This is a genomic window from Kiloniellales bacterium, assembly GCA_030066685.1.
Lineage (GTDB): Bacteria > Pseudomonadota > Alphaproteobacteria > Kiloniellales > JAKSBE01 > JAKSBE01.
Genome location: JASJBF010000017.1, coordinates 81682 through 104716 on the forward strand (window position 1 = coordinate 81682; position 23035 = coordinate 104716).

Annotated in this window: 19 protein-coding genes and 1 tRNA gene; 16 read left to right on the forward strand and 4 right to left on the reverse strand. The window is 69.7% G+C overall.

All coding sequences use genetic code 11. The features are described from left to right. Positions 1-39: 39 nt before the first annotated feature. Positions 40-1086 carry a succinylglutamate desuccinylase/aspartoacylase family protein gene (locus tag QNJ30_11090; protein MDJ0944005.1) on the reverse strand — a complete coding sequence of 349 codons (1047 nt, stop codon included), beginning with the start codon at positions 1084-1086 and terminating at the stop codon, positions 40-42. 177 nt (positions 1087-1263) lie between these two features. Here QNJ30_11090 and QNJ30_11095 point away from each other — a divergent pair, with 177 nt between their 5' ends. The 11 genes from QNJ30_11095 to QNJ30_11145 all read left to right on the forward strand — a co-directional run bounded on the left by QNJ30_11095 (position 1264) and on the right by QNJ30_11145 (position 15050). Then, positions 1264-2463 carry a CoA transferase gene (locus QNJ30_11095; GenBank protein ID MDJ0944006.1) on the forward strand — a complete coding sequence of 400 codons (1200 nt, stop codon included), beginning with the start codon at positions 1264-1266 and terminating at the stop codon, positions 2461-2463. Beyond that, the gene (locus tag QNJ30_11100) at positions 2460-3281 is read left to right on the forward strand and encodes a citryl-CoA lyase (protein MDJ0944007.1); all 822 of its coding nucleotides are present in this window, start codon (positions 2460-2462) and stop codon (positions 3279-3281) included. The genes QNJ30_11095 and QNJ30_11100 overlap by 4 nt, the downstream gene beginning before the upstream one ends. Positions 3282-3327: 46 nt before the next feature. Beyond that, positions 3328-4308: a tripartite tricarboxylate transporter substrate-binding protein gene (locus tag QNJ30_11105; GenBank protein ID MDJ0944008.1), complete on the forward strand. Its 981-nt coding sequence runs from the start codon at positions 3328-3330 to the stop codon at positions 4306-4308. Positions 4309-4377: 69 nt separating this feature from the next. Next, the gene (locus tag QNJ30_11110) at positions 4378-4845 is read left to right on the forward strand and encodes a tripartite tricarboxylate transporter TctB family protein (GenBank protein ID MDJ0944009.1); all 468 of its coding nucleotides are present in this window, start codon (positions 4378-4380) and stop codon (positions 4843-4845) included. Next, positions 4838-6376, forward strand: coding sequence for a tripartite tricarboxylate transporter permease (locus QNJ30_11115; GenBank protein ID MDJ0944010.1), 1539 nt, complete (start codon positions 4838-4840; stop codon positions 6374-6376). Before QNJ30_11110 ends, QNJ30_11115 begins: the two co-directional genes overlap by 8 nt. A gap of 156 nt (positions 6377-6532) precedes the next feature. Next, positions 6533-7960: an SWIM zinc finger family protein gene (locus tag QNJ30_11120; GenBank protein MDJ0944011.1), complete on the forward strand. Its 1428-nt coding sequence runs from the start codon at positions 6533-6535 to the stop codon at positions 7958-7960. Between the two features lie 12 nt (positions 7961-7972). Then, positions 7973-9496, forward strand: a complete 1524-nt coding sequence (locus QNJ30_11125) for a DUF5691 domain-containing protein (GenBank protein MDJ0944012.1) — start codon at positions 7973-7975, stop codon at positions 9494-9496. A gap of 6 nt (positions 9497-9502) precedes the next feature. After that, a complete protein-coding gene (locus QNJ30_11130; protein MDJ0944013.1) occupies positions 9503-10585 on the forward strand; it encodes an AAA family ATPase in 1083 nt (360 codons plus the stop codon). Between the two features lie 2 nt (positions 10586-10587). Beyond that, complete coding sequence (locus QNJ30_11135; protein ID MDJ0944014.1) at positions 10588-12912, forward strand: DUF5682 family protein; 2325 nt, start codon at positions 10588-10590, stop codon at positions 12910-12912. Further along, positions 12909-14111, forward strand: coding sequence for a VWA domain-containing protein (locus tag QNJ30_11140; GenBank protein ID MDJ0944015.1), 1203 nt, complete (start codon positions 12909-12911; stop codon positions 14109-14111). The genes QNJ30_11135 and QNJ30_11140 overlap by 4 nt, the downstream gene beginning before the upstream one ends. An 81-nt stretch (positions 14112-14192) precedes the next feature. After that, positions 14193-15050 carry an alpha/beta hydrolase gene (locus QNJ30_11145; GenBank protein ID MDJ0944016.1) on the forward strand — a complete coding sequence of 286 codons (858 nt, stop codon included), beginning with the start codon at positions 14193-14195 and terminating at the stop codon, positions 15048-15050. A gap of 151 nt (positions 15051-15201) precedes the next feature. Here the strand turns inward: QNJ30_11145 and hydA are convergent, their stop codons facing one another. Continuing rightward, entirely contained in the window at positions 15202-16671 is a 1470-nt protein-coding gene (gene hydA, locus QNJ30_11150; GenBank protein MDJ0944017.1) for a dihydropyrimidinase, read from the reverse strand. A 256-nt stretch (positions 16672-16927) separates the two neighbouring features. On the opposite strand from hydA, the gene QNJ30_11155 reads away from it, so the two are divergent. From QNJ30_11155 to QNJ30_11175, 5 genes are all read left to right on the forward strand, one after another. Then, positions 16928-18037 (forward strand): AI-2E family transporter, encoded by a 1110-nt coding sequence (locus QNJ30_11155; GenBank protein MDJ0944018.1) that lies wholly within the window; start codon positions 16928-16930, stop codon positions 18035-18037. 307 nt (positions 18038-18344) lie between these two features. Next, positions 18345-19208: a xanthine dehydrogenase family protein subunit M gene (locus tag QNJ30_11160; protein ID MDJ0944019.1), complete on the forward strand. Its 864-nt coding sequence runs from the start codon at positions 18345-18347 to the stop codon at positions 19206-19208. An 8-nt stretch (positions 19209-19216) separates the two neighbouring features. Further along, the gene (locus QNJ30_11165) at positions 19217-19705 is read left to right on the forward strand and encodes a (2Fe-2S)-binding protein (protein ID MDJ0944020.1); all 489 of its coding nucleotides are present in this window, start codon (positions 19217-19219) and stop codon (positions 19703-19705) included. Further along, positions 19695-21971, forward strand: coding sequence for a xanthine dehydrogenase family protein molybdopterin-binding subunit (locus QNJ30_11170; protein ID MDJ0944021.1), 2277 nt, complete (start codon positions 19695-19697; stop codon positions 21969-21971). Before QNJ30_11165 ends, QNJ30_11170 begins: the two co-directional genes overlap by 11 nt. 4 nt (positions 21972-21975) lie before the next feature. Next, on the forward strand, positions 21976-22221 hold the full coding sequence (locus QNJ30_11175) for a MoaD/ThiS family protein (protein ID MDJ0944022.1): 246 nt from the start codon (positions 21976-21978) through the stop codon (positions 22219-22221). Positions 22222-22425: 204 nt separating this feature from the next. On the opposite strand, the gene QNJ30_11180 is transcribed toward QNJ30_11175, so the two are convergent. Together QNJ30_11180 and QNJ30_11185 are read right to left on the reverse strand one after the other, a co-directional pair. Next, positions 22426-22668, reverse strand: a complete 243-nt coding sequence (locus QNJ30_11180; GenBank protein ID MDJ0944023.1) for a GIY-YIG nuclease family protein — start codon at positions 22666-22668, stop codon at positions 22426-22428. Between the two features lie 94 nt (positions 22669-22762). Then, positions 22763-22855, reverse strand: a tRNA-Ser gene (locus QNJ30_11185). Positions 22856-23035 lie beyond the last annotated feature (180 nt).

Sequence of the window (23035 nt, forward strand, 5' to 3'; positions counted from 1 at the left end):
CAAAAGGATGAAGCAGGCCTTTCCGGCGCGGCGGCACGCTCAGGCGTCGACCGGGCATCCCAGGTGGAACAGGCAGTCGCCGCGCTGACAGCGGCTCGGCGTCCGCTTGCAGAGCACCACGCCCTCCGCTTCGAAGCGGAGCTCTTCGGGCGCCGCCCAGGGTTTCTCCGGCTGGTGAATATGCCCGGCCAGGTCGCCGGGCCGGACCCGGGCGCCCAGGTCGACCGCCGGCTCGAAGACGCCGTCCTCGCCGGCGAAGACGAAGGCCTGGTCGGTCAGGGCCGCCAGCACCTCAAGCTCGCCGCCGGCGGGGCCTTCCGGCGCCCCTCCGATGACGCCCAGGTGGCACAGCAGCCGCGCAACGCCCTGCGTGGCAAGCGCCGCGGTTTCGGGCGTCAGGCTGCCGCTGCCGCCGAGCTCGAAGGTCAGGGAGACGGCGTCCTGCCGCTCCGCCGCCGCCGCGCTGCTGCCGCCGCCGTGGCCGACGGGAAAGAAACAGGCGTAGGGCGTGCCGAAGATCCGGGCGGTGTCGATCTGGCGGCGGCGCTCCTCGGCGTCCTCGGTCCAGCCGAGGATCGCCGTCGGCAGGTAGTGCAGCGACGCGCCGCCGCTGTGCAGGTCGAAGACGTAGTCGGCCCGGGGCATGAGCCGGGTCTCGACGTAGTGCGCCAGCTTCTCGGTCGGGCGGCCGGCCGCGTCACCGGGAAAGACCCGGTTCATGTTGAGGTCGTCGACCGGCGAGACTCGAGTGCCGGCCTTGGCGGCGGGAAAGTTGGCCATGGGCAGGATGATCAACTGGCCGGAGACCTCCGCGGGCTCGAGGTTGCGGATCAGCCGGGTCAGCGCAACCTGGCCTTCGTATTCGTCGCCGTGCACCCCGCTCATCAGCAGCACGGTCGGTCCGCTGCCGTTGCGGATCGAGACCAGCGGCACCGGGAGCCAGCCGTAAGCCGAGCGATTGACCGAATGCGGCAGGCGCAGGTAGTCGCACTGCTTGCCGTCGCGGTCGAGATCGATCCGTGTCGATAGTTGTGTGTCGCCCGCTGCTGCCCGTCCTTGGCCCCGCTCCGTCTCTGTCCGGTCCATCGCCGCGCCTTCCGCCTCCGTCCACGAAGTCTCGCCACGCTAGCGGGCCGGCAGACCGGGGACAATCGGCGGGCGAAGACCCCGGCGGAGAGTTGACGGCCGGGGGCGGGCGCGGTCAGCTTCGGGCGTCGCGGCGGCTCTGGTGCCGGCGCAACGGCTCGCAGGGGAGGTCGCAGCATGGAAAGGCCGCTCGATGGCATCCGGGTCCTCGATCTGACCAATGTCCTGGCGGGTCCCTTCTGCTGCCACCAGCTGGCCCACCTGGGCGCCGAGGTGATCAAGGTCGAGGTGCCGGGGCGCGGCGACCTTGCCCGGCAGCTGGGCGCCGACCCGGAGTTGAACGACAGCTTGATGGGGGTCTCCTTCCTGGCGCAGAACGCCGGCAAGAAGTCGGTCACCCTCAACCTGAAGAACGCGGCGGGCAAGGCTTTGCTGAAGCGCCTGGTCCGCAGCGCGGACGTCCTGGTCGAGAACTTCCGCCCCGGCGTGATGGCGCGCCTGGAGGTCGGCTACGAGGTCCTGAAGGCGGAGAACCCGAGGCTGGTCTACTGCGCGATCTCGGGCTTCGGCCAGGACGGGCCGCTGCGCGACCTGCCGGCCTACGATCAGATCATTCAGGGCCTGTCGGGCGTGATGAGCATCACCGGCGCGCCGGAGACCGCGCCCTACCGGGTCGGCTATCCGATCTGCGATACCATCGGCGGCCTGACCGCGGCCTTCGCCATCGCCGCCGCGCTGAACGGGCGCGCGGCCGGCGGCGGGACCTTCATCGACGTCTCCATGCTGGAGGCGACCCTGGCGACCATGGGCTGGGTGGTCTCCAACTGGCTGATCGCCGGCGTCCGGCCGCAGCCCCAGGGCAACGAGAACGTCACCTCGGCGCCCTCCGGCGCCTTCGAGACCGCCGAGGGCCTGCTCAACATCGCCGCCAACAAGCAGGAGCAGTGGGAGATTCTCTGCCGCCACCTCGGCCGCGAAGAGCTGCTGGCGCACCCGGACTACCGGACCCGGGAGGACCGCAAGGCCAATCGCTTCGCGCTGAAATCCTTGCTCGAGGAGAGCCTGGCGGCCAGGCCGGCGCGGGACTGGGCGCGGGAGCTGAACCGGCTGGGCGTGCCCTCGGGCGCGGTCTTCACGGTGCCCGACATCCTGGAGCACCCGCAGATCGCCGAACGCGGCATGATCGCCCGCTTCGAGGCGGTGCCGGGCGCGGAGCGCGCGGTCCAGGTCCTGCGCACCGGGGTCAAGCTCGACGGCGCCGCGCCCGCGGTCGAGGCGCCACCACCGACCCTGGGGGCGGACAACGCGGAAGTCTACGGCGCCCTGGGCCTGAGCGAGTCGGAGATCGAGGCGCTGCAAAGGGAGGGCGCGATATGACCGGACCCGAGACCCGCGATCCCACGGTCGCCGACTGGTGGCGGACCGCGATCATCGACATGGAGCCGGGCCGGATCGCCTTCCGCGGCCGGCCCGTCGAAGACCTGATCGGCACGCTCAGCTTCCCGCAGATGATCTGGCTGCTGACCATGGGCCGGGTGCCCGACGACGGCGAGGCGAAGCTGCTGGAGGCGGCCCTGGTCGCGGCGGTCGATCACGGCCCCCAGGCGCCCTCGATCGCCGCGGCACGCATGGCCGTGACCTGCGGCCTGGACCTGAACAACGCCCTGGCCAGCGCGGTCAACATGCTGGGCGACGTTCACGGCGGCGCCGGCGAACAGGCGGTGGAGCTCTACGGCGCCATCGCCGGCCGGCTCGACCGGGGCGAGGTCCTCGAAGCCGCCGTCGCTGCCGAGCTGGCGGCCTGGCGCGCCGCGCGGGGCCGCTTCGTCCCCGGCTTCGGTCACCGCTTCCACACCCCGGTCGACCCACGGGCCCCACGCCTGCTGGCGCTGGTCGACGAGGCCGCCGCCGGCGGGGTGGTGGCGGGCCGTTTCGCCGAGATCGGGCGGGCCATCGAGGCCGCCCTGCGGGCCGAGAAGGGCAAGCCGGTGCCGATGAACATCGACGGCGCCACGGCGGTGATCTTCGCCGAGCTCGGCTGCCCGCCGCCCCTGGCCCGAGGACTGTTCTGCTTGTCCCGCTCGGTCGGAATCCTGGCCCACGCCTGGGAACAGATGCAGCAAGGCGGCCGCAACAAGGGGCCGACCCCGCCCGAATATCGCTGGACCTACGACGGTCCAGATGCTGGTCTATAGGCCAAGCAACGACAGAAAAGACAGATCCTTAAGGGAGGTCACCGAAATGCTTTCTGGACGAACGACTCGCCGCGTCTTTCTGGCGCTGCCCCTGGTCCTGGGCCTCGGTCTGGCCGGCCCGGGCCAGGCCGCCGACATCGAGTCGATCCACTTCCTGATTCCCGGCGGCGCCGGCGGCGGCTGGGACGGCACGGCGCGCGGCACCGGCGAGGCCCTGACCAAGGCCGGCATCGTCGGCAAGGCCTCCTTCGAGAACATGTCGGGCGGCGGCGGCGGCAAGGCCATCGCACACCTGATCGAGACCGCCAAGAAGCAGCAGGGCACCCTGATGGTCAATTCGACGCCGATCGTCATCCGCTCGCTGCAGAAGGTCTTCCCCCAGTCCTTCCGCGACCTGACGCCGATCGCCGGGACCATCGGCGACTACGCCGCCTTCGTGGTCAACACGGAGTCCGACATCAAGGACTTCGGCGACCTGGTCGCCCGCTACAAGGCGGACCCGAAGAAGGTGGCGATCGGCGGCGGCTCGGTGGCTGGCGGCATGGACCACATCGTCGCGGCCATGATCATGAAGGCGGCCGGGGCCCAGCCGACCAAGGTCAAGTACATTCCCTACGACGCCGGCGGCAAGGCCATGGCCGGCCTGCTGTCCAAGGAGATCCAGGCGCTGTCCACCGGCTTCGGCGAAGCGGCCGAGATGTCCAAGCAGGGCCAGGTCCGGATCCTCTGCGTGACCGCGGCCGAGCGTCTGAAGGACGCACCGGACGTGCCGACCTGTAAGGAGGAAGGCGCGGACGCTCAGTTCGTCAACTGGCGCGGTTTCTTCGGCGCGCCGGGCCTGTCCGACGAGAGGAAGCAGGCCTTCGTGGCGGCCCTGGAGAAGATGTACACCACCCCGGAGTGGGAGGCCGTCCGCGCCCGCAACGGCTGGGTCAACATCTTCAACCCGGACGCCAAGTTCGTTGCCTTCCTGGAGGACCAGGAAAAGGTGATCGGCGACCTGATGAAGGAACTCGGCTTCCTTTGATTGCATGACCGAACAGGGGGGCGCCGCCGCCGCGGCGTCCCCGCCACGCTCCGGAGAGACCTCCAGATCATGCTGAGCCGCGACCGGATCGGCGCCCTCCTGCTGCTAGCCTTCTCGGCGGCCTATGGCTTCCTGACCTTTCAGATCCCGGTGCTGCCCTTCCAGGCGGAAGCGGCCATGACGGCGCGCACCATGCCCGAGGTCCTAACCGGGCTGGGGGTCCTGCTGTCGCTGTTGCTGCTGTTGAGGCCGGGCGAGTCGGAAGGCCCTTCGCTTGCCGGCTTTCAATGGCGGGCGGCCCTTCTGGTCTGCGCCCTGATGGTAGTCTACGGCTTCGCGGTCCGGCCCCTGGGGTTCCTGATCTCGACGACCCTGTTCCTGGCCGGCGGCTTTGTCATCCTGGGTGAGCGGCGCTGGTGGCTGATCCTCCTCGCCTCGGTCCCGGTGGTCGTTTTCTTCTGGGTCCTGATGACCCAGCTGCTGGGCGTCTTCATCGAGCCCTGGCCCGAGTTCCTGGCGGGAGCGGGCGATGCTTGAAGGCATCCTGACCGGCCTGCAGACCGCAGCCTCGCCGCTGAACATCCTGATGGTGGCGGTCGGCTGCTTCGTCGGGACCTTCATCGGCATGCTGCCGGGATTGGGACCGATCTCGGCCATCGCCCTGATGATCCCGATCACCTACGGCTTCGATCCGGCGACCGGGCTCATCCTCATGGCAGGGGTCTACTACGGCGCCATCTTCGGCGGCTCGACCTCCTCGATCCTGATCAACGCGCCGGGAGTCGCCGGCACGGTCGCGACCGCCTTCGACGGCTATCCCATGGCCCGGCGGGGCGAGGCCGGCAAGGCCCTGGCGGTCGCCGCCTATTCCTCCTTCGCGGGCGGCAGCATCGCGGCGGTCTTCCTGCTGATCGCAGCGCCCTCGCTGGCCATCGTCTCGCTCGCCTTCCAGTCGGCCGACTACTTCGCGCTGATGGTCCTGGGCCTGACCGCGGTCGCCGCCTTCGCCGGCAAGGGCAACATCACCAAGGCTTTGTTGATGACCGTGCTGGGCCTCATGCTGTCGACGGTCGGGACCGATGCGGCGGTCGGCATGCAGCGCTTCACCCTCGGCATGCTGGACCTGATCGACGGCATCTCCTTCCTGCTGCTGGCGATGGCGACCTTCGCCCTCTCCGAGGCCCTGATGTCGGTCCTCAAGCCCAAGTCCGATGCCGATCGGCGGCGCGAGATGGAGGCCCAGCAGAACCTCGGCTCCATGAAGGTCAGCCGCGATGAGGTCAAGGAGGTGGTGCCCGTGATCGGCCGCTCCTCGGTGCTGGGCTTTTTCGTCGGCGTGCTGCCCGGCGCCGGCGCGACCATCGCCAGCTTCCTGGCCTACGGCATGGAGCAGCGCCTGGCCGGGCCGAAGAAGGGCGCCGAGTTCGGCAAGGGCTCGATCCGCGGCCTCTCGGCGCCGGAGACGGCGAACAACGCCGCCTGCTCCGGCTCCTTCGTGCCGCTGCTGACCCTTGGCATTCCCGGCTCGGGCACCACGGCGATCATGCTGGGCGCGCTGATCTCCTACGGGATCCAGCCGGGCCCGCGGCTCTTCGTCGACAACCCGGCCGTCTTTTGGTCGGTGATCATCTCGATGTACATCGGCAACGTGATCCTGCTGATCCTGAACCTGCCGCTGATCCCCTACATCGCGCGGATCCTGGCGATCCCCTCGACCATCCTGATCCCGATGATCCTGTTCTTCTCGCTGATCGGGGTCTACTTCGTGTCCTTCAACACCTTCGACATCCACCTGATGGTCATCTTCGCGGTCGCCGCGGTCGGGCTCAGGCTGCTCGACTTCCCGATGGCGCCCATGCTGCTGGGCTTCATCCTGGGCGGCATGATGGAGGACAACCTGCGCCGGGCGCTCAGCATCAACGACGATTCCTGGTCCTTCCTCTGGGCCCGGCCCCTGACGGTCTCGATCCTGGCGATCGCGGTCCTGATCCTGGTCCTGCCGGCGCTAACCCCCTACCTGCGGCGCCTTCTGGGCCGCCGTCGGGAGGCCGCCGGCGAGGGCGGCTGAAGGACACGGCGCCGACATCAACGAAATCGTAGCCGGATCGCCGGCACTTCAATCTGCGGGTGAAACACCGGCGCATTCCTCGTTCACTGAGCTCGCGCCGCGTGTTACCACCGAAGCGACGGCAGGGACACGGCACCGGGTGGCATGTCTTTCTCCTTGAAGAAGGTCGAAGAGCTGGCACCCGATCAGGCGTCGCTCAACGCCGCCAGCAAGCTGATCAAGCCCGCGAAGTGGCCGCTTCTCGGCCGCGAGACCCGGCGCAGCCTGCTGTGGGGGGAGTGCCAGGGATCCGGCAGCAACCCCTACAGGCTTTCGGTCGACCTCTCGGACCTGGGCTACCGCTGCTCCTGCCCGAGCCGGAAGTTCCCCTGCAAGCACGTGCTGGCCCTTCTGTGGCAGTACGCCGAGTCGCAAGACCGCTTCCAGGACGCCGGCGCGCCTGACTGGGTCGAGGACTGGTTGAGCCGGCGCCGGCCCAAGGCCGCCTCGGGCAAGGCCGGGCCCGCGGAAGCGGGCACAAGTGGAAAGGCCAGCCTGCGCGCGGCACGCAAGGAAGAGAAAGATCCCGAGAAGACGGCGAAGGACGAGGCCCGGGCCGCGGCTCAGCGCGAACGGCAAAAGCGCAAGCGCGAGGAAAGCATCCGCCATGGCCTGGATGAGCTGGACCGCTGGATCGCCGACCAACTGGACCGGGGCATCGCCGCCTTCGCCCAAACGGCTGTGCAGCAATGCCGCCTTGCCGCACAGCGCCTGGTCGACGCGAAGGCCTCCGGGATCGCGAGCGCCCTCGATCAGCTTCCCGCCGCCCTCTTCGCCCTGCCGGAAGAGCTTCGCCACGATTTCCTGATCGAGCGTCTGGGCGGGCTCTACCTTCTGAGCCAGGCCTATCGAAATCAGGAGGCATTGCCTCGAGAGCTTCGCGACGACGTGCGCCGCCTGATTGGCTGGTCGACGCGGCGGGAGGACCTGCTGGGCGACCCCGAGGCGCCGCGCGCGAAGGGGCGCTGGTTCGTCCTGGCGACCCGCTCGGAGAACCAGGCCGACAACCTGCGGCGGATCGAGACCTGGATGTGGCGGGCGCCCGCATCGGAGGCGGCGGCCTCCGACGGCAGGCCCGAGTTTGCAGTCCTGATGGACTTCGTCCCGCTCTCGGCGGGCGCGGCGGCGGCCCCCTTCACCCCCGGTGAGAGCTTCGAGGCCGAGCTGGTCTTCTATCCCTCCGCGGCTCCCCTGCGCGCCGTGATCGCCGAACGCGGACAGGGCGAGGAGGACGGAGCCTGGCCCGAGCCGCCGCGCCGCCTGCCGGACGCGATCAAGCACCATTTCGAAGCGCTGGCCCGCCAGCCCTGGCTGACCGTGTCGCCCATCGCCGCGGCGGAGACCCTTGTCGTGGCGGGTGGCCGCGACGAACTGTTTCTCGCCGATCGGAACCAGGAGGTCTTCCTGCGCCTCGACCCCAGCCAGCGGGAGGAAACCCTGCCGCTCCTCGGCCTCGACGGTCTGGCGGTCGCCGGGCTCTGGGACGGCCGTTTCCTTCATCTCTTGACGGCCGATACCCCCATCGGCCGTTGGCTGCAGGCCTAGAAGAGGGCGAGGATGTCGGAGGTCTTCACGGCCGAGGATCTGGAAAGCCTGAAGCGGGCCTGCATCCTCGGCCTGTCCCGCCACCCCTTGCCCAAGAGGAAGGCCACGAGGGCGCTGACGGCCGAGGGCGGGGAGGCGGAACCGCTCGCCCTGCTGGCGCTGATGGCCCAGTACGCGCGCTTCCTGCCGCCGACGCAGCGGCCTCTCGAGCACCGCGAGTCCCGGCAGCTTCCGATCGACGATCCGCGGCCGACCCTGCCGGAAGCCGCGCGCGCCGCCCTGGGCCGGCTTCTCCTGAACCGGCAGCAGGGCCAGGACGACCTGATCCTTAGGGCGGTCTTCGACCGACTGCGCGACACCGGCTACCGCCTGCATCCCTTCGACCTGCCCAGGCTGGCCGGCACGCTTCGCCGTCACGAGGATCGCTTGGGTCCGGCCGAACGGGCCTATCTCCGGCTGCTCCGCACTGATCAGGTCGGGCCGGAAGAGCCCCTTCTCGACCGGCCGATCGACGCCGAGACCTGGACCGACTTCCCGCGAGCTGCGCGCCTGCGCTTCCTGCGCGACCTCCGCTCGACGGCGCCCGAGACGGCACGAGGTCTCATCGAATCCTGTTTCGCGGGCGAAGCGGCGAGTCTGCGCGCCGATCTGGTCGAGACCCTGCAGATCGGCCTGAGCGACGCCGACCGGCCCTTCCTCGAAAGCCTGAACAAGGACCGCGCGCGGACGGTCAAGGAACGGGCGCAGGATCTGCTGGCGCACATCCGCGGCACGACCGCCTACGAAGAGCGCCTGAGCCAGGTTCTGGAGCTTTTCGCCGTCAAGAAGGGACTGCTGAAGCGGCGCGAAACGCTGACGGTGAAGCTGCCCGTGACCAAGCGCGGAATCGATCAAGGCGGCGCCCTGCGGGCTTCGTTCTCCGGTATCTGGCTGTCGGATCTCTGCCGTGGCCTGGAGCTGAGCTTCGAGCAGCTTCTGGAGCTCCTGGCGAAAACCCAAGAACCGCTGGCCTATGCCCTGCTGTCCTGCGCCCTGGCCGAAGGCGATCTGGACGCGCTGTCGCAGCTGGCGGCGGCGATCCCGGACCTGGAGCTCCAGCTCGCACTCGAGGCCCTGGACGAGACACTCTGGCGCCGGGCCAAGGCCGAGCAGGCCGAGGTCATCCGCTTGCTTTTCGCCCGGGCGCGCTGGGACGGATTGCCGCCGGCAGGCGTTTGGGAAGCTGTCCAGGCCGCCTTGGACGATGCCCTGCCCCGGGACATCGCTGACGAGCTGATCGCCTCGCCGGCCTGGCGGCAGCATCTCGGGCACCTGCAAAAGCAGCCCGATGGCGGCCTTGGCGACCCGCTGCTGGCGGCCATCGTCCCGCTGCTGCCGCCGGCGCTCGGGCCTCGGCTGCTCGCCGACCTCGACGGTCTGACCTTGCCGCGCCACGACCCGGCCGCCGCCTACGCCGCTTTCCTTGCGGCGCTGGACGCGGCGGGACCGGCCGAATCGAGGGAACAGCCCTTGGACTTCAAGAAACCAGGAGTGTGATCGGAGATGTCGGAGACCCAGTTGCGACGCCCCGCCGAGACCGTCTTCGCCGAGGAGCTGGAGGCCCTGGACAAGGCCGACGACAACCCGCGCCCGGCGAGCTGGCGGCTGTCGCCCCAGGCCGTGGTCACCTATCTGATGGGCGGCAAGCTGAAGGACGGAACCGAGATCACGGCAAAGTATGTCGGCAACCGGCGCCTGATCGAGACCGCGGTTGCCACCCTGGCGACCGACCGCGCCCTCCTTTTGCTCGGCCTGCCGGGCACCGCGAAGTCCTGGGTCTCCGAGCACATGGCCGCCGCGGTCTCCGGCGATTCCCAGCTTCTGATCCAGTGCACCGCCGGGACCGACGAGAACCAGATCCGTTACGGCTGGAACTACGCCCAGCTCCTGGCCAAGGGGCCGTCGCGCGAGGCCCTGGTGGCGACGCCGCTGATGCGTGGCATGGAGGCGGGCAAGATCGTGCGCCTGGAGGAGCTGACCCGCATGGGCTCCGACGTCCAGGACACCCTGATCACCGTGCTCTCCGAGAAGACCTTGCCCATCCCCGAGCTCAACACAGCGGTCTTCGCCGAGCGCGGCTTCAACATCATCGGCACCGCGAACAACCGCGACAAGGGCGTGAACGAGCTCTCCTCGGCCCTGAAGCGGCGCTTCAACGTCGTGGTCCTGCCGCTCCCGGACGACATGGAGGAAGAGGCCGCGATCGTGGTCAAGCGCGTGCGCGAGTTGGGCAGCGGCCTTGAGCTGCCCGAAATCGCGCCGGCGGACAAGGAGATCGAGCGCGTGGTCACGATCTTCCGGGAGCTGCGCGACGGCCAGACCCTGAACGGGAAGCTGAAGCTGAAGACGCCGAGCAGCACCTTGAGCACCGCCGAGGCCATCGCGGTGACCATCGGCGCCTGGTCCGAGGCCGGGCATTTCGGCGCCGGCGCGATCGACGCCAGCAGCCTGGCCGCCAACCTCGTCGGCGCCATCGTCAAGGACCCGGTGCAGGATTCCATCGTCCTGCAGGAGTACCTCGAGACCGTGGTCCGCGAGCGCAAGGACTGGCGCGACCTCTATGGCGCGATCCGCGAGGTCATCTAGCCTTGGACGACCGGGTCCACCTCTTCGGCATCCGCCATCACGGCCCGGGCTGCGCCCGCAGCCTGCAGCAGGCGCTGGAGGCCCTGAACCCGGAAGCTGTGCTGGTGGAAGGCCCGTCGGAGGCCGAAGCGGTGATCGACTTCGCCCGCGCGCCCGCCATGCGGCCGCCGCTGGCGCTGCTGGTCTATGCCGAGAGCGATCCGACCCTTGCCAGCTTCTTTCCCTTCGCGGAGTTCTCGCCGGAGTGGCGCGCCCTGCTCTGGGCGCTCGAGCGGCGGCGGCCGCTGCGCTTCATCGACCTGCCCTCGACCTATCGACTCGCCGCCGAGGAAGCCGCTGCCAAACAGGCGGCCGAAGAGCCTCGAGATCCGGAAGACGGCCCAGCCAAGGAGCCCGAGGCGGAAACAGGCCGTCACCGGGGGCTGAGGGGCGATCCCCTGGCCCACCTGGCCGCGGCCGCCGGCTACGACGACAGCGAGGCCTGGTGGAACAACCTGATCGAACAGGGCGCGCCGGCCCCGGAGCTCTTCGCGGCGATCGAGTCCGCCATGACCGCGCTGCGCGAGGACGCGGTCGGTGAAACCGAGGCGCCGGCCGACGAAAGCCTTTGGGAAGACCGCCGCGAGGCGCAGATGCGCCTGGCGATCGGCAAGGCGCTGAAGGACTTCAGCGGCCCGATTGCGGTCGTGGTCGGTGCCTGGCACGTCCCGGCCCTGCGCCGCGCGTCCAAGGCCAACGAGGATCGCGCGCTCCTGAAGGGGCTGGCCAAGACCAAGGTCACCGTCACCTGGGTCCCCTGGACCGATTCCCGCCTCGCCGTTGCCTCGGGCTATGGCGCCGGCGTGCGCTCGCCCGGCTGGTACCGGCACATCTGGGCCGAGCTGCAGCGCCTCGGGCCGGCCGAGCGTCCGGACCTTCAAGGCCTGGCCGCTCGCTGGCAGACCCGGGTCGCGGAGCTGCTGCGCCGCGAAGGCCAGGTCGTGGCGCCGGCCTCGGTGATCGAGGCGGCCCGGCTTTCGACCAGCCTGGCCGCCCTACGCGAGCTCGCCGTGCCGGGGCTCTCGGAAATGCAGGACGCAAGCCTGGCGGCAATCTGCTTCGGCCAGACCGCGCCGATGATGCTGATCGAACGGCGGCTGGTGATCGGCAACGAGGTCGGCGAGATCGCCGAGGGCGTGCCGCAGATCCCGCTCCAAGCCGACCTGCAACGCTGGCAGAAGCGCCTGCGCCTGAAGCCCGAGGCCCTGGAGCAGGAGGTCGCGCTGGACCTGCGCAGCGAGGCCGGACTGCTGAAGTCCTCCCTGCTGCACCGGCTCAAGCTGATCGCGGTGCCCTGGGGCCAGCTGCTCGACGCCGGCCGCAGTCGGGGCACTTTCCGCGAGCGCTGGCAGCTGCAGTGGGAGCCCGAGTTCTCGGTCCGGCTGGTCGAGGCGATGATCTGGGGCACGACCATCCAGCAGGCGGCGGGCAACGCCGCGCGCGGACGGGCCGAGGACGCGGCGGCGCTCTCCGAGCTCGCCGGCCTGGTCCACGACTGCCTGGTCGCCGACCTGCCGGAGGCGGCACGGGACTGCATCGAGACCCTGCAGGTCTCGGCGGCCGAGACCGGCGAGGTCGCGCCGCTTCTGGAGGCGGCGCCGCCGCTGGCCGACATCCTGCGCTACGGCACCGCGCGCCGGATCCCGGAGCGGGAGCTCCGGCTCCTGGTGACCAGCCTCACCGAGGAGATCTTCGTCGGCCTGGCCTACGCCTGCCATCAGCTGGAGGAGGAGGCCGCGGCCGAGATGCTCCGGCGCTGCGGTGCCTTCGACCGGGCCATCCAGCTGCTCGAGGACGATCGCCTGCAGAACGATTGGCAGCGCGCGCTGCTGCGCCTCGCCGAGGACGACGCGGCCGCGCCGCTGCTCAAGGGCTTCGCCACGCGGCGGCTCTACGACCAGGGGTCGCTGGACAGCGAGGCGACATCGGGCCAGCTCTCCCGGGCCCTTTCGCCCGCCCTGGGACCGCGGGACGCCGGCGCCTGGCTCGAGGGCTTCCTGGCCGACGCCGGGCAGCTCCTGCTCCACGACCCCGCGCTCTTCGCCGTGATCGACGACTGGCTGCTGGCCCTGCCGGATGAGAATTTCACCAACCTCTTGCCCATGCTGCGCCGGACCTTCGGCGGCTTCGACGCGATGGAGCGACGCCATCTGCTGACTTTGGTTCGAGAGGGACCGCGCCCGGAGCGCCGCCTCGACCCGGCCGCCGGGCCCGCGGCGCCGCAGGTCGACGAGGCCTTCGAACGCGCCCTGCCGCTGCTGCAGACGATCCTGGGACTGCGCCCATGACCGACGACAAGGGGACTCCCGACGAACGCTGGCGGCGCTGGCGCCTGGCCTTCGGCAACGAGGACGAGGATCCGGCGGGCTTCGGCCTCTCGGCGCGGGACGTCCGCCTCGACCAGGCGCTGAAGATGCTCTACGGCGGCGGCAGCGGCCAGGGCGCCACGAGCAAGAGCCGGCGGGGCGGGCTCGGCGGCTCGGCGCCCCGGGTCGCCCGCTGGCTCGGCGACATCCGGGAGTTCTTCCCCGCGCCGGTGGTCCAGGTCATCCAGCGCGACGCCTTCGACCGCCTGGGCCTGAAGCAGATGCTGCTGGAGCCGGAATTCCTGGCCGCGATGGAGGCCGACGTCCACCTGGTCGCCGACCTGATCAGCCTGGGCTCGGCCATGCCGAAGAAGTCCAAGGAGACGGCGCGCCAGGTCGTCGAGAAGGTGGTCCAGGAACTCATGAAGCGGCTGGAGCAGAAGACGACCGAGACGCTGCGCGGCGCCCTCAACCGCTCGCAGCGCACCTTCCGCCCGCGCTTCTCCGACATCGACTGGCCGACGACGATCCGCGCCAACCTGCGCCATTACCAGCCGGACTACCGGACCGTCGTCCCCGAGAAGCTGATCGGCTTCGGGCGCAAGTCGAAGCGCCTGAGCGACCTGGAGGAGATCATCCTCTGCGTCGACCAGTCCGGCTCCATGGCCAGCTCCGTCGTCTACTCCTCGATCTTCGCGGCGGTCATGGGCTCCATGCCGGCGCTGGATACCAAGCTGGTGGTCTTCGACACCGCGGTGATCGATCTGACCGAGCAGCTCGCCGACCCGGTCGAGGTGCTCTTCGGCGTCCAGCTGGGCGGCGGTACCGACATCAACCAGGCCCTGGCCTACTGCGAGACCCTGGTCCGGCAGCCCACCAAGGCGCATCTGGTCCTGATCACCGACCTCTTCGAGGGCGGCAACGCGGCCGAGATGGTCGAACGGGCCGCCGGCCTGATCGCCAGCGGGGTCAACGTGATCACCCTGCTGGCGCTCAGCGACGACGGCAAGCCCTCCTACGACGAGGAGCTGAGTCAGAAGCTGGCCGCCCTGGACAGCCCGGTCTTCGCCTGCACTCCCGACCTCTTCCCCGACCTAATGGCCGCGGCTCTGAAGCGCGAGGACCTGCAGGCCTGGGCGGCGGCCCGGGACATCGCCCTGGTCCGCGGCGGCGAGGCCTGAGCCAGGACCTGACGGGACTGCCCGCGCGCCCGGAGCTGTGCTATTGCCGAAGGGCCCGCAACCCGGACCTCGAGGCTCGCAATGGACCATCGCACGCTCACCGACGAGGAGCTGGAACGGCACCTCAACCCCCGGGTCGCGGCGCCGGGCTTCGAGGCCCACCTGGCCGACTACGCCGCGCGCAGCGCCGTCAGCCGCGCGAAGCTCGAGGCGGTGCTGGACCTGCCCTTCGGCAAAAGCCCTTTGGAGCGCCTCGATGTCTTCCCCGCCGCGAGCGCGGGCGCGCCGGTCCAGGTCTTCGTCCACGGCGGCTACTGGCGCGCCCTGGACAAGAGCGACCACAGCTTCGCCGCCGAGGCCCTGGTCGCAGCCGGCGCAACGGTGGTCGCGATCAACTACGACCTCTGCCCGGCGGTGACCCTAGACCGGATCGTGGCCCAGACCCGCGCCGCCGTCGCCTGGACCTACCGCAATATCGCGGCCTATGGCGGCGATCCGGAGCGGATCTTCCTCTCCGGGCATTCCGCCGGCGCCCACCTCGCGGTCATGGCGCTGCTGGAGGATTGGCCGGGGCAGCACGGCCTGCCGCCCGAGCCGATCAAGGGGGTGACGGCGATCAGCGGAGTCTACGACCTGGCGCCGGTGCTCCGGATCTCGGTCAACGACGACGTCCGCCTGACCGCGGAGATGGCCGCGCGCAACTCGCCGACGTTGCACCCGCCGCGGCGCGCCCTGCCGCTGCTCCTGGCGGTCGGCGCCGAGGAACCGGCCGGCTGGATCCAGCAGACCCTCGACTTCCGCCGGGCCTTCGAGGCGAGCGCTGGGCCGGCCAGCTTCCTCGAGGTGCCCGACCGCAACCACTTCTCCGTGCTCTACGACCTCGCCGACCCCGAGACGGCGCTCTGCCGCGCGGTCCTGCAGCAGATGGGCCTGGCTTAGTCGGTCTCGGCAGGTCGCATCAATCACGCTGTCATGCCCGGACGTGATCCGGGCATCCATCGTGCCGATTGCGCGACGGATTGCCGGGTCAAGCCCGGCAATGACAGCGGTGGTGAAGTTCCTTGCTTGCTCGACGACAAGTGACATTGCCTCACGGCCAGCCAAGGTCGATGCCACCGTTGGACGCGGGGTCGAGCTCCGGGGCGGCGCGGCCCAGGGGCCTGGCGCTTTCGGGCGGGTCGCAGGGCAGGAAGGTGCCGCTGCCGCGGGCGACCTGCAATTCACCGTCCTCGACCACGATGCGGCCGCGGTTGAGGACCGTAACCGGCCAGCCGGTGATCCGCCGCCCCTCGTAGGGCGTGTAGCCGGCCCGGTCGTGCAGCAGGTCGTAGCTGACGTCGACCGTCTTCTCCGGATCCCAGATCGCCAGGTCCGCGTCGGCGCCGACCGCGAGGCTGCCCTTGCGCGGGTAGAGGCCGTAGAGCCTGGCCGCGTTGGTTGAGGCCAGGGCGACGAAGTCGTTGAGCGACAGGCGGCCGCCACCGACCCCTTCCGAGAACAGCAATGGCAGGCGCAGCTCCAGGCCCGGCACGCCGTTTGCCATCTCCTTGAAGGTGGTCTTGTCGCCGCGCGGCAGCTTGCCGCTCTCGTCGAAGCGATAGGGCGCGTGGTCGGAGGAGAAGACCTGGAAGGTGCCGTTCGCGAGGCCCCGCCACATGGCCTCCTGGTCGGCCGTGTCGCGCGGCGGCGGGCTGCAGCAGAACTTGGCGCCCTCGAGACCGTCGCGATCCAGGTCGGCCGCGGTGAGAAACAGGTACTGCGGGCAGGTCTCGCCGTAGATCTTGAGCCCGCGGGTCTGGGCCGCGCGGATCGCGTCCATCGCCTCCGCCGCCGAGACGTGCACCACCAGCAAGGGCACGTCGAGGAACTCGGCGAGGCGGATCGCGCGGTGGGTGGCCTCGCCCTCGGCGGCCCGGGCATGGCTCAGGGCATGGTGCCGCGGCAGGACGTGGCCGCCCTGCAGCAGGCGCTCGGTCATCCAGGCGATGACATCGTGGTTCTCGGCATGGACCATGACCAGGGCGCCCTCGCGCCGGGCGACGGACAGCACGTCGAGCAGCTGGCGGTCGTCGAGCTTCAGGCGCTCGTAGGTCATGTAGACCTTGAAGGAGCTGTAGCCGTCGCGGATCAGGGCCGGCAGCTCCTGCCCCAGGACGCTCTCGCTGGGGTCGGAGACGATCAGGTGAAAGGCGTAGTCGATCACCGCCTTGGGGCCGGCGCAGGCGTGGTAGTCCTGGACCACCTGGCGCAGGGACTGGCCGCGGTGCTGGGCGGCGAAGGGAATCACCGTGGTGGTGCCGCCGAAGGCGGCGGAGACGGTCGCTGAATGGAAGTCGTCGGCGGTCATCACGCCGGCGGAGGACATCTGCTCGATGTGGCAGTGGCTGTCGACCCCGCCCGGCAGGACGTAGGCGCCCGTGGCGTCGATCTCCCGCACGCCCGGCCCGAGGTCCACACCCAACGCGGCGATCCGCTCGCCTGCGACGCCGACGTCGCAGCGCATGGTGTCGCCGGCCGTGACGACGGTGCCGCCACGCACCACCAGATCGAAGTCGGCCATCCCGCGCCTCCCAGACCTCTTCAGCTCTCCCGCGCGCGGACGCGCGGGAGCACTCTAGCGCAGCGGCTGGGTTGCCGGTCAACGTTTCCTCCGCGCCAGGCACCGGGTCGGCCCGCAAGGACGAGACAAAGGAGGACCCGCACAGGCCTGCGGCCTCTTGACCCTTGCGGCCAGACCCGGCCCGGCCAAGAATGCGACTGTGTTCGGCAGCGAACAGCGGCGGCCACCACAGACGACAGCGAGGAGAGGTCCTGGCATGGAAAGCGGCGGAACGTCCCAGGGCAGCGACGCCTTCATAGAGCGCAGCTTGAACGTCGCAATCCGTGTTGGCCTTGTACTGCTTCTGATCGCCTGGTGCTTCACCGTCGTGCGACCCTTCGTTGCGCCGATCATCTGGGGCATCATCATCGCGGTCGCGACTCATCCGGCCTACGTCCGCCTGCAATGGGCGCTCAGGGGACGGAGCGGCCTGGCGGCAACGGTCTACGTCGTGATCTTCCTCCTGGTGGTGATCACCCCGGCGCTCCTGCTGGCCGGCACCCTGGTCGATGCGGTGCGTTTCGTCGCGAACGACTTGAGCGACGGCGTGCTGGACCTGCCGCCGCCACCGACGGAGATCGAGGCCTGGCCGTTCGTCGGCAAGCCGCTATTCGAATTCTGGGTCCTGGCTTCGACCAATATTCAGGAGGCTCTGGGCCAGCTCGAGCCGGAGCTCAAGGTGATTGGCAGCTGGCTGCTCAACTTCGTTGGTACGGTTGCCATCGGCTTGCTGCAGTTCATCGTCGCGATCTTCATTGCCGCCGCGTTGCTGGTGAATGCGGCCGGCGGCGAGCGGGTCGCGGGCGATATCGCGACTCGCCTCATGGGAGAGCGGGGACCGGTCTACGCCGACCTGGCGCGCGCGACGATTCGCAGTGTCGCTTACGGCATCCTGGGCGTCGCGCTGATCCAGTCGATCCTCGCCGGGCTCGGCTTCCTGGCCGTCGGCCTGCCCGGTGCCGGGCTGCTGGCGCTGATCTGCCTCCTCCTCATCGTCGTGCAGATCGGACCAACCCTGGTGATGATCCCGGTTGTGATCTACGAGTTCTACGCCGCCGACATCACGACCGCGATCATCTTCGCCATCTGGTGTTTTCTCGTCACCATCCTCGACAACGTCCTCAAGCCCTTCGTCCTCGGACGCGGCGTGAAGGTGCCGTTGCTGGTTGTCTTCGTCGGCGCCATCGGCGGCATCCTCTCGATGGGAATTCTCGGCCTCTTCGTCGGGCCGGTGGTGCTGGCGCTCGGCTATACCCTCTTCACCGCCTGGATGGAGGACGGGCTGCGGCCGGCACCGGCCGTCGCCGCACCGACCGAGGAGCCCTGATGCCGGCTTCTTTCGACGCTCAGACGCCGCGCCGGGCCCGGCCGAGCCAGATGACGGCGCCGTGAGCGCTCATTATCCATTTGTGCAACAAGCTCGCGAATGGGTGGCGGATCGCGTTTCCGGCCGGAAGACGCCCTGCTTCCGGAGAAGAGCCTGCCGCTGCAGGACCGCGGGGGCTTGCCGCCGGGAAACGATCGGCGCTTAATCCTTGTGGCGTGCAGGTATCGCCGGGCGGCCTGGGCTCGCCGGTGCGAGATCGGTCGGCCCGAGGACGATGGCATTGGTGTCGGGAGAGAAGGCAGCAACCATGCGATATGAAGCCCCCGAGACGATCGAGGCGGCGGTGGCCTTGCTCGCCGACGAGCCCGGCCCGGCCCGTGTGCTGGCGGGAGGCACCGATCTCCTGGTCCAGTTGCGCTCCGGCCTCACAGAACCGGAGCTCGTGGTCGACGTGAAGCGGATTTCGGCGATGCGGAGGATCACGCCGGAGGCGGGCGGCTTCCGCATCGGCGCCGCGGTCTCTGCGGCGGAGCTGAGCGAGCACGAGGGGGTCTGCGACCTTTGGCCCGGCGTGGTCGACGCTGCCGAGCTCATCGGCTCCTCCCAGATCCAGAGCCGGGCCACCCTTGCCGGCAATCTCTGCAACGCCTCGCCGGCCGCCGATACCGTCCCGGCCTTGGTCGCCGCCGATGCTGTCGCCAGCATCGCCGGGCCCCGTGGCAGGCGCGCGCTGCCGGTGGCCGAGGTCGCCGTCGCGCCCGGCAAGACCGCCTTGGCAGCAGGCGAGCTGGTGGAATCGATCTTTCTGCCCGCCCGGCCGAGCAAGGCGTCCGATGCCTACTTGCGCTTCATCCCGCGGACCGAGATGGACATTGCCGTGGTCGGCGCCGGGGTCAGCCTGGTGCTGGAGGATGACGGCACCTGCCGCGCGGCGCGGGTCGCCTTGGGCGCCGTGGCGGCGCGCGTGCTCCTGGTCGAAGAGGCGGCCGCGGCCCTGATCGGGACGCCCCTCGACGGCGCGGCCCTGGACGCGCTGGCGGCTGCGGCCTCGGCCGCCTGCCAGCCGATCGACGACAAGCGCGGCACGATCGAATTCCGAACCGAGGTCGCCGGCGTCCTGGCACGGCGGGCGGCGGAGACGGCGCTGGCGCGCGCCAAGGCCAAGACCTAGGAGAGACGATGTCCCAGATCCATGTCACGACCACGGTGAACGGCGACGCTGTCGAGCTGCTCTGCGAGCCGGAGGAGACCCTGCTCGACGTGCTGCGCGACCGGCTCTGCCTGACCGGCAGCAAGGAAGGCTGCGGCACCGGCGACTGCGGCGCCTGCAGCGTCTTGCTCGATGACCGCCTGGTCTGTTCCTGCCTGGTCCTGGGCGCCGAGGCCGAAGGCCGGGAGATCCGCACCATCGAGGGCCTGGCCGAAGGCGAGCACCTGCATCCCCTGCAACGCAAGTTCCTGGAGCACGCGGCCCTGCAGTGTGGCGTCTGCACGCCGGGCTTTCTGATGGCGGCCAAGGCGCTGCTGGATCGCAATCCGGATCCGAGCGAGACCGAGGTTCGCTACTGGCTGGCCGGCAACCTCTGCCGCTGCACCGGCTACGACAAGATCGTGCGCGCGGTTCTCGACGCCGCGCGCGAACTGAGGACGACGAGCCATGCCGCTTGATGTGAAGTCCGACCTTGAGAAGCGGAGCTTCTCGACCGTCGGCACCCGGCCCCTGCGCCCGGACGGCGTCGACAAGGTGACCGGCCGCGCCCGCTTCGGCGCCGACATGACCGCGCCGGGCATGCTGATCGGCAAGATCCTGCGCAGCCCCCACCCCCACGCCCGGATCCGCGCCATCGACGTCTCCAGGGCCGGCGCTTTGCCCGGCGTCAAGGCCGTGGTCACCCGCGATGACTTCGAAGACCGGGACGACGACCTGCGCGACCTGCTGCACAACGTCATGGCCCGGGACAAGGCACTCTACGAGGGCCACGCCGTGGCCGCGGTCGCGGCGGCCTCCACGGCGGTGGCCAGGAAGGCTCTGCGCCTGATCGAGGTCGACTACGAAGCGCTGCCCCACGTCACCGACGTCGAGGCCGCGATGGCGGCCGACGCACCGCTGCTGCACGAGGACCTCTTCACCGAGGGAGTCGAGCCGGCGCCGACGAGACCGTCCAACGTCGCCAAGCGTTCCGAGTGGGTTCTGGGCGACATCGAGGCCGGCTTCGCCCGGGCGGACGAAGTCGTCGAGCGCAGCTTCCGCACCGAGGCGGCGCATCAGGGATACATCGAGCCCCACGCCTGCCTGGCCAGCCTGGGCGCCGACGGCCAGGGCGAGCTCTGGTGCTGCACGCAGGGCCACTTCATGGTGCGCGACACCTGTGCCGCCCTGCTCGGCATCGACACCTCGGGGCTGCGGGTGACGGCCTCGGAGATCGGCGGCGGCTTCGGCGGCAAGACCACGGTCTTCATCGAGCCAGTGGCGCTCGCCCTGTCGCGCAAGGCCGGCCGACCGGTCAAGCTGGTCATGTCGCGCGACGAGGTGTTCCGCGCCAGCGGTCCGACCGCCAGCACCGCGGTCCGGGTCAAGATGGGCGTCACCAAGGACGGCCGCATCACCGCCGGCGAGGCCGAGCTCAAGTATCAGGGCGGCGCCTTCCCGGGCTCGCCGGTCGAGCTCGGCGCCATGACGGCTTTCGCCTGCTACGACCTGGAGCACGTCAAGGTGGTCGGTTACGACGTCGTCGCCAACCGGCCCAAGCAGGCTGCCTACCGGGCCCCTGGCGCGCCCATGTCGGCCTTCGCGGTGGAAAGCGTCGTCGACGAGCTGGCCGGCAGGATCGGCATCGACCCGATCGAGCTGCGTCTGAAGAACGCCGCCAAGGAAGGCACCAAGGCCGCCTACGGACCGCGCTTCGGACCGGTCGGCTTGGTCGAGACCCTCAAGGCGGTCAGGAGCCATCCGAACCGCGCCGAGCCGCTCGGCCCCAACCAGGGGCGCGGCATCGCCAGCGGGTTCTGGTTCAACTTCGGCGGCCAGACCTGCGTCTCGCTCAACATCAACGAGGACGGCACGGTCGTCCTGGCGGTCGGCACGCCCGACATCGGCGGCTCGCGGGCCTCGATGTGCCTGATGGCGGCCGAGGCGCTGGGCATCGACTACGACCGGGTCCGGGCCATCGTCGCCGATACCTCATCGCTGGGCTACAACGACGTGACCGATGGCAGCCGCACCACCTTCGCCAGCGGCATGGCGACGATCCACGCCGCCGAAGACGCGATCCAGAAACTCTGCTCCCGCGCCGCCCAGACCTGGGGGATCCCGGTCGAGGCGGTGGAGTGGGCGCAGGGCCAGGCCCGCCCGGCCGGCTCCAACGCCGGCGACTTCGAGCCCTTGTCCCTGAAGGACATCGCCGCCACGGCCGCCAACACCGGCGGGCCAATCGCCGGACACCACGAATACTCTGCCGAGAACGCGGGGCCCAGCTTCGCCACGCACATGGTCGACGTCGAGGTCGACCCGGAGACCGGCCGCGTCACGATCCTGCGCTACACCGTGGCCCAGGATGCCGGCAAGGCGGTCCATCCTGCCTACGTCGAGGGGCAGTTCCAGGGCGGCGCGGCCCAGGGTGTCGGCTGGGCGCTCAACGAGGAGTACATCTACGGCGCCGACGGCAAGCTGCAGAACCCGGGCTTCCTGGACTATCGGGTCCCGGTCGCATCCGACCTGCCGATGATCGACACCGTCATCGTCGAAGTGCCGAACCCCGGCCATCCCTACGGCGTGCGCGGGGTCGGCGAGTCCTCCATCGTGCCGCCCCTGGCGGCCGTCGCCAACGCGGTCTCCGCCGCCACGGGGCTGCGGCTGACCGAGGTGCCCATGTCGCCGCCGCGGATCCTCAAGGCCCTGAACGATGCCAAGGGGGCCGGGGCAAAGGACGGCTGAGCCCATGGTTCGGGTCACCCTCGCCGGGCCCTTGCAGGCGGCGGCCGACGGCCGGTCCGAGTTCGAGCTGGAGGCCGCCAACATCCGCGAACTGCTGACCCGCCTCAGCGAGGATCATCCCAAGCTCAAGCCGGTGATCGAGAAGGGCGTCACCGTGGCGATCGACGGCGAGCTCTACCGCAGCGCCTGGTTCCAGCCCATCCCGCCCGGCAGCGAGGTCCACATCCTGCCCCGCATGGCCGGGGGCTAGATCAAACTGCGCTCAATTGGACTCAATTGAGCGCAGATAATTTGATCTATCTCATATAGATAGAGCAGCTCATCTGCGTTCGAATGAACGCAGGCTGTTCTAGCGTGGTGGTTCCTAAGTTCGTTGTTTCAGAGACTTGGTGGCGGTGCAGGCAGTCTCGAGCGAACCCGCCTCTGGGACTTGGCTTGCTGGTCCTAACGGCAGCTACCATAACCTCCGCCGCGCGAATGCGTGGCCGGAGCCGGATTTCAAATAGCGCTCAAACGATACCGCCTTGGCCTCATCAGAGAATGCGACATACGTCACCAGCCGCCACGGCTTGAACTTGGCGGTGTGCGCGGACTTGCCAGAATTGTGGTCTGCGATCCGTTGCTTGAGATCGGTTGTCAGGCCAACATAGCGATGTGGCGGTTGCTGAACGCTCTCAATCAAATAGACGTAATGCATGTCGGAAGCCCTTCTTCGCTAAAGCTTCGAAGGGCAACCTGCTTCGCATGGGAGATCGCGGCAAATCCTGCGAAGCGCGGAGCGCGAAGCAGGATGGCGGAGGGGGTGGGATTCGAACCCACGATACGGCTCTTCACCGTATACGCACTTTCCAGGCGCGCGCCTTCGACCGCTCGGCCACCCCTCCGCGTCGGCATCCGGGGACGATGGAGGCCCCGACGCGGGGCGGGACGTTAGCCCGCGGCAGCCCCGGATGCAACGGCATTGGCGCGGTCCCCGGACGGAAGCCGCGGCCCCGCGGCAACGGTGCTGCCAGCGGCTGTCAGCAGGCGCCGCCGGCACGGCTGGCCTGGACGCGGCGGGCCTG